This window comes from Arthrobacter sp. 05L421, assembly GCF_056397785.1.
In genome coordinates, this window is record NZ_JBFTOC010000051.1 from 1 (window position 1) to 2,267 (window position 2,267).

Consider the following 2,267-nt stretch of genomic DNA (forward strand, 5'->3'; position numbering starts at 1 on the left):
GCACGCTGCCCGGCGCGGACGGGCCGCTGTTCACCGTCCCGGCCGGCCAGATGTCCCTGGGCCTGGGCATCCACGGCGAACCGGGCATCTCCGAACACCCGATGCCCACCGCCTCCGAACTCGCCGGCCTCCTGGTCAGCCGGCTCCTGGCCGACAAACCCGAGGACGCCGGGACCCGCGTGGTCGCGATCGTCAACGGCCTCGGCACGGTCAAGTACGACGAACTCTTCCTGCTCTTCGGCAAGATCGAACCGCTCCTCACCGCCGCCGGACTGACCGTGGTGGAGCCCGAATGCGGCGAGCTGGTCACCAGCCTGGACATGTCCGGGCTCTCCCTGACCCTGCTCTGGCTGGATGAGGAACTCGAGCAGTACTGGGCCGCCCCGGCCGACACCCCCGCGTTCCGCAAGGGAAACCTGGCACCCCGCGCCCGCCGCGAACTGGCCGGCCCGGAAGCCGCCTTGACCGCCGACGTCGAACGGACCACCGCAGCGGCCGCCACTCTCGGCCGGCTGGCAGCCGACCTGCTCGGCCAGACGCGGAACGTGATCATCGAGCACGAGGAAGAACTCGGTAACCTCGATGCCATCGCCGGGGACGGCGACCACGGCATCGGGATGCGCCGCGGCGTGGACGCGGCAGTCGCCGCCGCCGAGCAAGCTGCTGCGGCTGATGGCGGCGCGTCGCCGTCGCGGGTGCTGACCGCTGCCGGGGAGGCCTGGAGCGAACGCGCCGGCGGCACCTCGGGCGCGCTCTGGGGCTCGGCGGTCATCGCCGCCGGCCTCGCTTTGGGCAACCGGGACAGCTACTCCGGCGAGGACGCAGCCGCCGCCGTCACGGCCTTCGTTGACGCCATCACCGAACTCGGCAAGGCCGAATTGGGCGACAAGACCATGGTGGACGCGCTCCTCCCGTTCAAGGACGCCTTCCTCGCCGCCTTCGACGCCGGCACCTCCGTGGCTGCCTCGCTCGCCGCAGCCGCGGAAGCCGCGCAGACGGCCGCGGACCGGACGGCTGATCTCCGTCCGCTCAAGGGCCGCGCCCGTCCGCTGGCGGAAAAGAGTCTCGGCCACCCCGACCCCGGCGCGGTGTCCTTCGCCCTGATCGCCACGCGGATCGCCCGCCACCTCGCATCAGAGCGGACCGTGCCTGCACCGGCCGCACCCGACACGGCCTCAGGGGCCGGAAATGGAGCATAAAGGAAATGACTGACACCGAAGGTTTGCGCATTGTCATCGGCAACGATGAGGCCGGCGTCGAATACAAGAACGCCCTGAAGGCCCTGCTTGAAGCGGACCCCCGCGTGGCGTCGGTGCTGGACATCGGCGTCGGCGCCAATGACTCCACCGCCTATCCCCACCTCGCCGTCAACGCAGCAAGGAAAGTGGCCGACGGCGAAGCGGACCGGGCGCTGCTGATCTGCGGCACCGGCCTGGGCGTGGCCATCGCCGCCAACAAAGTTCCCGGCATCCGCGCCGTCACCGCGCACGACAGCTACTCCGTGGAACGCTCCGTCCTGAGCAACAACGCCCAGGTCCTCACCATGGGCCAGCGCGTCATCGGCCTGGAACTCGCCAAGAAGCTCGTAGGCGAATGGCTGAGCCACCGCTTTGACGAAACCTCCTCCTCCGCTGCCAAGGTGGACGCCATCCGTTCCTACGAATCCGACTACACGGAGGACGATTGAGCATGACCGAGACTTCGAACAGCTCACGACAGATCGCCGTCGTCGGCTCCGGTTACATGGGCGGCGGGATCGCCCAGGTCCTGGCGCTCGGCGGCGCCCGGGTTGCCCTCGCGGACGTGTCCGCCGAAGTGGCGCAGAAGAACTACGAGCGGCTCCTGGCCGAATCCGACGAATTCGTGGCCGCGGGGCTCTTCCCCGCAGGCGCCACCAGGATATTGCAGGAAAATCTCTGGCCGGCCAAGGACATCGAGGAAGCCGTGGCCGACGCCGACTTCATCGAAGAAGCCGTCCCCGAGGTGATCGGGATCAAGCACCAGACCCTCGCCCGGATCAGCGCCGCCGCCCGGCCGGACGCCATCATCGGCTCGAACACCTCCACGATCTCCATCGCGGAGCTGTCCGGGCCGGTCACCCACCCTGAACGCTTCCTGGGCGTGCACTTCTCCAACCCCTCACCCTTCATCCCGGGGGTGGAAATCATCCCCCACGCCGGCACCTCCGCGGCCACCGTCGGCGCCGTCCGCGACCTCGTGCACGCGGCCAACAAACAGACCGCCGTGGTCAAGGACGTCACCGGCTT

Annotated in this window: 3 protein-coding genes; all 3 read left to right on the forward strand. The window is 69.4% G+C overall.

The features are described 5' to 3' along the window. Positions 1-1,199, forward strand: a 1,199-nt coding sequence (gene dhaL, locus AC1DKQ_RS22330) for a dihydroxyacetone kinase subunit DhaL (protein WP_476920268.1), incomplete at its 5' end; no start/stop codon positions are given. Between the two features lie 5 nt (positions 1,200-1,204). Then, the gene (locus AC1DKQ_RS22335; RefSeq protein ID WP_476920269.1) at positions 1,205-1,687 is read left to right on the forward strand and encodes a ribose-5-phosphate isomerase; all 483 of its coding nucleotides are present in this window, start codon (positions 1,205-1,207) and stop codon (positions 1,685-1,687) included. Positions 1,688-1,689: 2 nt separating this feature from the next. Beyond that, positions 1,690-2,267, forward strand: a 578-nt coding sequence (locus AC1DKQ_RS22340) for a 3-hydroxyacyl-CoA dehydrogenase family protein (RefSeq protein WP_476920270.1), incomplete at its 3' end; no start/stop codon positions are given.